At 65.7% G+C, this 7,817-nt stretch carries 8 protein-coding genes; all 8 read right to left on the reverse strand.

Features of this window, described 5'->3' with window-relative positions; translation table 11 throughout:
• Positions 1–68: 68 nt before the first annotated feature.
• The gene (locus BRAS3809_RS07760; RefSeq protein ID WP_008961533.1) at positions 69–1,106 is read right to left on the reverse strand and encodes an amino acid ABC transporter substrate-binding protein; all 1,038 of its coding nucleotides are present in this window, start codon (positions 1,104–1,106) and stop codon (positions 69–71) included.
• Between the two features lie 66 nt (positions 1,107–1,172).
• Positions 1,173–1,766, reverse strand: coding sequence for a L,D-transpeptidase (locus BRAS3809_RS07765; RefSeq protein WP_008961534.1), 594 nt, complete (start codon positions 1,764–1,766; stop codon positions 1,173–1,175).
• Positions 1,767–1,875: 109 nt separating this feature from the next.
• Positions 1,876–2,001 (reverse strand): DUF2474 family protein, encoded by a 126-nt coding sequence (locus tag BRAS3809_RS34705; RefSeq protein ID WP_008961535.1) that lies wholly within the window; start codon positions 1,999–2,001, stop codon positions 1,876–1,878.
• Positions 2,001–3,011, reverse strand: coding sequence for a cytochrome d ubiquinol oxidase subunit II (cydB, locus tag BRAS3809_RS07770; RefSeq protein WP_008961536.1), 1,011 nt, complete (start codon positions 3,009–3,011; stop codon positions 2,001–2,003). Before cydB ends, BRAS3809_RS34705 begins: the two co-directional genes overlap by 1 nt.
• The gene (locus tag BRAS3809_RS07775) at positions 3,008–4,411 is read right to left on the reverse strand and encodes a cytochrome ubiquinol oxidase subunit I (protein WP_008961537.1); all 1,404 of its coding nucleotides are present in this window, start codon (positions 4,409–4,411) and stop codon (positions 3,008–3,010) included. Before BRAS3809_RS07775 ends, cydB begins: the two co-directional genes overlap by 4 nt.
• Before the next feature lie 370 nt (positions 4,412–4,781).
• Positions 4,782–5,393, reverse strand: coding sequence for a sigma-70 family RNA polymerase sigma factor (locus tag BRAS3809_RS07780; protein WP_008961538.1), 612 nt, complete (start codon positions 5,391–5,393; stop codon positions 4,782–4,784).
• 249 nt (positions 5,394–5,642) lie between these two features.
• Complete coding sequence (locus BRAS3809_RS07785; RefSeq protein WP_008961539.1) at positions 5,643–6,389, reverse strand: response regulator; 747 nt, start codon at positions 6,387–6,389, stop codon at positions 5,643–5,645.
• On the reverse strand, positions 6,386–7,817 hold a 1,432-nt coding region (locus BRAS3809_RS07790; RefSeq protein ID WP_035655702.1), incomplete at its 5' end, for a DUF3369 domain-containing protein. The genes BRAS3809_RS07790 and BRAS3809_RS07785, both read right to left, overlap by 4 nt.

A 7,817-nucleotide genomic window follows, 5' to 3' on the forward strand; every position in this document is an offset into this window, starting at 1 on the left:
GGGTGCACCGTGAGTGTCGCGAGAGATGCGCGGCAGTTGAGAAGAGGCCGACGATCGTGGCGCGCGTCCTACCTGATCGGCGGTGCGTACTGGATGCCGCCGGCGTTCCACAACTGGTTCATGCCGCGCGGGATCTTCAGCTTGGACTCGCTGCCGACGTTGCGCTCGTAGACCTCGCCGTAATTGCCGACGTGGCGGATGATGCGCGCCGCCCAGTCCTTCGACAGGCCGAGATCCTGGCCGTAGGTGCCCTCGTTGCCGACCAGCCGCATCACGTCCGGCTTCTTCGACTTCAAGGCCTCGTCGATGTTCTTGGAGGTGACGCCGAGCTCCTCGGCATTGATCATCGCATACAGCGTCCACTTCACGATCATCATCCAGTCGTCGTCGCGCTGGCGAACCACCGGGGCGAGCGGCTCCTTGGAGATCAGGTCGGGCAGGATGTCGTGATCGCCCGGCTTGGTCAGCACCAGGCGCAGCGCGTAGAGCTGCGAGACGTCGGCGGTGAAGGTGTCGCATCTGCCGCTGTCATAGGCCTTCAGCACGTCGTCGAGCTTCGGCAGCTTGACTTCCTCGTACTTCATGTTGTTGGCACGGAAGTAGTCGGACACATTGAGCGCGTTGGTGGTCGAATCCTGCACGCAGACCTTGCTGCCATTGAGGTCCAGCGCGGTCTCGAGCTTGCGCGTGCGCGGCACCATGAAGCCCTGGCCGTCGTAATAGGCGACCGCGGGGAAATACAGGTCGTAGTTCTGCTCGCGGGCCATCGACCAGGTGGTGTTGCGCGAGAGGATGTCGACCTTGCGGCTCTGCAACTCCTTGAAGCGCTCGCTGGCGTCGAGCGGCACGAACTTCGCCTTGTTCGGATCGTCGAAGATCGCCGCGGCCACGGCGCGGCAGAAATCGACGTCGAAGCCGGTCCAGTTGCCCTTGTCGTCGGGAATCGAGAAGCCGGGCAGGCCGGCATTGACGCCGCACAGCACCTCGCCGCGGCGGACCGTGCGTTTCAGCGTGCGGGTATCGTACATCTCATAGGTGACGGCGAGCGCGGCGACGAGCACGGCAACGGCGAGCCCGATCAGCAGGCCGCCTCGGAAAGTGCGCATGGTGAATCTCTTTCGGAAAATGTCAGGACAAAGCGATGGCGGGAGGTGCGGCGGCAGGCGCCGCCGTCACAGTTCCGGCTTCTGCCGCACCACGACCTTGGTGCCGACGGGCACGCGGTCGTAGAGGTCGGCGACATCGGCATTCACCAGGCGGAAGCAGCCGGAGGAAATCTTACTGCCGATGGTCCAGGGCTGATTGGTGCCGTGGATGCGGTACACGGTGGTGCCCAGATACATCGCGCGTGCGCCCAGCGGGTTGCCGGGACCGCCCGCCATGAACCGCGGCAGGTAAGGCTGGCGCTGGATCATTTCCGGCGGCGGCGTCCAGTCCGGCCATTCGGCCTTCTTGGTGATCTGCAGCAGCCCCTGCCACTGGAAGCCGTCGCGGCCGACGCCGATGCCGTAGCGAATGGCGCGGCCGCCCGGCTGCACCAGATAGAGGTGACGCTCGGCGGTCGAGACGATGATGGTCCCCGGCGGCTCGTTGGTGCGGAAATAGACCACCTGCTTGCGCCATTCCGGATCGAGCTCGTAGCCGTCATCGGCGACGAGACCGGGCTGGTCTCCGGGGTCCTCGGACTGGGCGAAGCTGTGCGATGTGGACAGCGCCAGCGCGATGACGGCGCTGGCGGCACACAGCAGGCGATGGAAACTCGGCATTCAAAGCTCTCCTCGACGGACCCCTGCGAAGCTTGCCCGATCAAAACCACCCGCCAAATTTCAGGGGCATCTCGGCCGCAAAGTCAAGGTGAGTGCGACGCACCCGCCGTTATCCGAGCTTCATCCAGAGCCGCAGCAGGAAGGCGACCGCACCGACGGTGGCCAGGCCGGCCAGCCACAGGGCCACGAACCAGGCGAGGCGCTTGGCGAGCGGGGCGGGCTCGGGAGTGGGCATCAATGATAGCCGGCGTCGTGGCCGACCTTGCCGCGAAACACCCAATAGGCCCAGGCGGTGTAGCCGAGAATCAGCGGCACCAGAACCAGCACGCCCGGCAGCATCAGGAGCTGGCTGCGCTCGGGCGCGGCCGCCTGCCAGATCGTGATGCTCTGCGGCACGATATAGGGATACATGCTGATGCCGAGCCCGGCATAGGAGAGGAAGAACAGCGCGAGCGAGAGAAAGAACGGCCAGCCGTCGTGCTTCTGGGCAAGGTTCTTCATCAGCAGCACGGTGACGCCAATGACGGCGAGCGGCACCGGCGCGGTGAGGATGATCGCGGGCCAGCTGAACCAGCGCTGGGCGTATTGAATGGTGAGCAGCGGCGTTGCCAGGCTGACTGCGGCGATCGCGAGCAGCATCATGAACAGCAGCACCCAGCTGATGCGGTAGGCCTTGTCGCGGAGGTCGCCCTCGGTCTTCAGGATCAGCCAGGTCGCGCCGAGCAGCGCGTAGCCGGCGACCAGCGACACGCCGGTGAGAATGCTGAACGGCGTCAGCCAGTCCCACCAGCCGCCGGCATAGTGGCGGCCCTCGACATGCACGCCCTGCAGGATGGCGCCGAGCGCGATGCCCTGCGCCAGCGCCGCGATCCAGGAGCCGCCGGCAAAGGCGATGTCCCAGAGATTGCGTGTCGCGCGCGTGCGCCAGCGGAATTCGAAGGCGACGCCGCGGAAGATCAGGCCGACCAGCATCGCGATGAGAGGCGCATACAGGGCGGGCAGCAGGACGGAATAAGCCAGCGGAAACGCCGCCATCAGCCCGCCGCCGCCCAGCACCAGCCAGGTCTCGTTGCCGTCCCACACCGGCGCGACGGTGTTGGTGATGACGTCGCGGTCGTGCTTGGCCGGAAACAGCGGAAACAGGATGCCGAGGCCGAGATCGAAGCCGTCCATCACGACATAGATGAACACGGCGAGCGCGATGATGAAGGCCCAGAGCGTGGCGAGATCGATGGCAACGCTCATGATCCCGCTCCCTGCACGACGCCGGCGGCCGGCGTGATGCCGGCTGATCGCACCGGCTCCGTGCTGCTCGGGCCGGCCTCACCGGGATGCGGCGGCTCGGCCATCAGGCGCAGGATGTACGCAACGCCGGCGGCGAAGATGATGAAATACACGATGATGAAGGCTGTGAGCGAGGCGCCGACGGCGGGGGCCGCCAGCGGCGAGACGGAGTCCGCGGTCCGCAGCAGCCCGTACACCGTGAAGGGCTGGCGCCCGGTCTCGGTCGTGACCCAGCCGGCGATCACGGCGATGAAGCCGGCCGGTCCCATCGCGATCGCGAAGCGGTGCAGGCCGCGATTGATGTACAGCCGGCCGCGCCAGCGCTCCCACAGGCTGAACAGGCCGAGCGCCAGCATCAGCACGCCGAGGCCGACCATGATGCGGAACGACCAGAAGGTGATCGGCACCGGCGGCCAGTCCTGCCGCGGCACGGTGTCGAGCCCGGCCATCGGCGCGTCGATCTGGTGCTTGAGGATCAGCGAGCCGAATTTGGGAATGCCGAGCGCCCATTTCAGCTCGCCCTTGGCCTGGTCCGGCCAGCCGAACAGGTACAGCGGGGCGCCGTCCTTGTGGCTCTCGAAATGGCCCTCCATGGCCATGATCTTCACCGGCTGGTGCTCGAGCGTGTTGAGGCCATGCTGATCGCCGACCAGGATCTGGACCGGCGCCACCAGCGCCGCCATCCACATCGCCATCGAGAACATCACGCGCGGACCCGGCAGATGCGGATTGCGCAGGAGATGCCAGGCGCCGACCGCGCCGACCACCAGCGAGGTGGTGAGATAGGCCGCGAGCACCATGTGGACGAGGCGGTAGGGGAACGAGGGGTTGAAGATCACCTTCAGCCAGTCGACCGAGACGAACTGGCCGTCGGCATTGACCGCGTAGCCGGCGGGCGTCTGCATCCAGGAATTGGCCGAGAGGATCCAGAACGCGGAGATGAGCGTGCCGATGGCGACCATCAGGGTGGCGAGGAAATGCAGCTTCGGGCCGACGCGCTTCAGGCCGAACAGCATGACGCCGAGGAAGCCGGCTTCGAGAAAGAACGCGGTCAGCACCTCATAGGCCATCAGCGGGCCGATGACGGGGCCGACCTTGTCGGAATAGACCGACCAGTTGGTGCCGAACTGGTAGGACATCACGATGCCCGACACCACGCCCATCGCGAACGCGATGGCGAAGATCTTGAGCCAGTAATTGAAGACGTTGAGATAGACGTCGCGGCCGGTCCACAGCCACAGCGCCTCGAGCACCGCGAGGTAGGAGGCGAGCCCGATCGAGAAGGCGGGGAAGATGATGTGGAAGGTGACCGTGAAGGCGAATTGCGCGCGCGCCAGCTCCACCGCATCCAAACCGAACATTCGCAACCGTCCGTCGTCACTGCGGGGCGCCGTCCGGCCCCTCGGCGCGGACAATCGCACCGGGGCGGGGCGATATCAAATGGTCAAATCGCCCTACGGCGGCGCCGCAGGGTGCCAAAACGACGAAGACCCGGCGGGGGCATCCGCCGGGTCTTCGGAGCAACAGGGAAGGTGGAGGTATCCTTGAATTTGCTCGCTCGACACCGAGATCAGCTGGGGGACTGAAGCTCGGCTGATGGCTAACGTTCTAAAGGCCGAAATTTTCCAGGTGATTTCGCCGATTGTTTCAATTGTTTCATTCGGCGATTTTCGTGCGTCGTCGCTTTTTGGAACCCGCCGGGACCATGACCCCGACGAGAATGAACGGAGGTCAGGCTGCGAGGCTGTTGACACCGGCGACGCGCAGCAGTTCCGCGAGGTGCTTGCGGGCATAGAACATGCGCGTCTTCACCGTGCTCTGCGGGATGCCGATGATCTGGCCAACCTCCTCCACGGACTTCTCATGGTAGTAGATCAGGGTGATGATCTCGCGATGCGCCGGCGACAGTTTGGCGACGCAGGCCCGCAGGATGGCGCTGGTGGTGGCGCGCTCGAGCGAGGTCTCCGGCGTGTCGCTATCGTCGGCGATCTCGCGCACCTCGTCCTGGTCGATGTCCTCGAAGCGGCGCTGGCGCAGCGCCGTCAGCGCCTTGAACCGGGCGATCGAGAGCAGCCAGGTCGAGACCTGCGAGCGGCCCTCGAACTGCTTGGCGGTGCGCCAGACGTCGAGGAACACCTGGCTGACGAGGTCCTCGGCGACCGTGGTGTCGCGGACGATGCGCAGGATGAAGCGATAGACCCGCACATTGTGACGCGCATAAAGCGTGTGCATCGCGGTGCGATCGCCATCGGCAATGCTCTCCAGGAGCATGTCGTCCGTGGTCGCCTGGGCCGCGATGATGCCCTGGCTGGCGGCGGAATTGATGGCAACGACGTTCTGCATGGCACTCTCCCGTTCCGCCGCCCCCTTGCGGCGTTTCGACGGGTGGGATTGTTACGGAGTGCCGGTTTCGGGACGTCTGCACCAAAACAGGAAAATGGTTTCGTCGCCGGACAGAAATGTTTCGTCACGCCGCATATCGCGAAACAGTCGTGGCGGAATTGTGCCTTATTCCACAATGAGGAAGTCTGGGTTCCAGATCATGGAAATCCGGCGCGGGCCCTCGGGCGGGGAGCGGCGTTCGGGCCGCCGTCAGGCCTTGTCGCCAGACGGCGAGAACAGGTAGCCGCCGCCGCGAATGGTGCGGATGACAGCGGGTTTGGTCGGATCCGGCTCGATCTTGCGGCGGATGCGCATGATTCGGAGGTCCACGGCGCGGTCGAACGCCTCGGCGTCGCGGGCGTTGGCGAGTTCCAGCAGCCGTTCCCGCGACAGCACCCGTTTCGGGTTGGCGGCGAACACCTTGAGCAGGCCGAACTCGGAGGCGGTCAGCGGGTGCTCGTTGCCTTCGTCGTCGCGCAAGGCCTGGGCATCGAGATCGAGCCATTTCGTGCCGAACCGCACCAGTTGCGGGTCCGGGGTCTTGGCGGGCGCCGGTTCCGGGGCAGCTGCAACGGCGGCTTTGGCCGGCACGCTGCGACGCAACACGGAGCGAATTCGGGCCATCAGCTCGCGCAATTCACAGGGTTTGGCGACGTAATCATCGGCGCCGAGCTCCAGCCCGACCACCCGGTCGATCGGACTGGCCGTCGCGGTCAGCATGATGACGGGGATGTTGGTGCGGCCCTTGAGGTCGCGGATGATCGACAGGCCGTCCTCTTCGGGCATGTTGAGGTCGAGCACGACCAGATCGGCCGGGCCGGTCTCGATGGCGCTGCGCAGGCTCTTTCCGCCGTCGCACAAGGTCACCGTGAAACCGTGCATCTTGAGGTAATCACCCACCATCTCCCGGGCGGGCGCCTCATCGTCGACGATGATGATGTGCTGGCTCTGACTCATGACAACTCGGCCGCCGGCAGTGTGATGGTGAAGGTTGACCCCGATCCCGGCCCATCGCTCTTGGCCGTCACCTCGCCACCATGCATGTCGACGATGCGTTTGACAATCGACAGGCCGAGGCCGGTCGAGCTCTCGCCGGCGGTCGGTTTGGCCGACAGCCGCTGGAAGCGGCCGAACAGACGGCCGAGATCCTCGGGCGACAGCCCGGCGCCCTGGTCGGTGATGCCGATCACCGTGTTGTCGCCATCACCGCTGACATCGACGCTGATCCGACCGCCGATCGGACTGTACTTGATCGCGTTGCTGAGCAGATTGTCGATCGCCTCGCGGATGCGATCGATGTCGCACATCGTCGAGAGCTGCGGCGGCGCCGACACCGCGATGACCTGCTGCTTGTTGAGCGCCAGCGGCTGGTTGGCTTCCACCACCTCATGGATCAGGGCGGCGACGTCGACCGGCTCGCGGCGGATGGTGATGTCGAACGCATCGGCCATCGCATCCGAGATCAGGTGGTCGACCATCGAGGTCAGCCGCTTGGCGGCGTCGCGGATATGTCCGACCTGGCTGGTGATGCCCTCGGCAGACGCGCCGGTGGCGATCAGCTCGGTCAGCATCTCCGTGCGGCCGAGGATGACGCCGAGCGGATTCTTCAGGTCGTGGGCGACGGTGCCGAGAATCTCGTTCTTGAAGCCGTTGGCGCGCTGCAGCCGCAGCCATTGCGCCGAGAGCCGCCGGTTGGCCTGCATCAGCGCGCGCGTGCGCTGGGTGACGCGGTCCTCGAGCTGGGTGTTGGCCTCATGCAGCTGCTGATAAAGGATCACATTGTCGAAGGCGATCGACAGGCGGCTGGAGAAGATCTCGACCAGCGAGCGGTCGGTCTCGGACAGCGGCCGCTCGGCCTGCAGCAGCACCACGACCTCGCGGCCGGAGCCGGTCCGCAGATACAGCACCGTCTTGTGGTCCGCGAATTCGTTGCTGCGCTGCCTGAAGGCGGCCTCGACCATGCCGCGCAGGTCGGGATCGAGCGAGCGCGAGGTCACCGCGCCGGAGAAGCGGCTGTAGCAGCCGGAGCCGGCCAGCACGGAAAAATCCTCGCTCGGGCTGCCGTCGTCGCGCAGCACGAGAATGCCGGCGCAATCGACGTTGAGCAGCGAGGCGATCTGCGTCAGCACGCCCTCGGCCAGCCGCTGCATCGACTTGAAGTCGTACAGCGTCGAGGCGGCGTCGATGATGATCTCAAGGCCGCGCCGCGTCTGCACCATGCGTTCGAGCTGCTGATAGCTGCGCAGCGCTGCTGTGAGGGAGGTGAACAGCTTGTCGGCGGTGAGCTCGGTCTTGGCCTTGTAGTCGTTGATGTCGTACTGGACGATGACGCGCCGCTCGGGCGCCTGGCCGGGCTGGCCGGTGCGCAGGATGATGCGGACGGTC

The sequence above is a fragment of the Bradyrhizobium sp. STM 3809 genome, assembly GCF_000239795.1.
GTDB lineage: Bacteria > Pseudomonadota > Alphaproteobacteria > Rhizobiales > Xanthobacteraceae > Bradyrhizobium.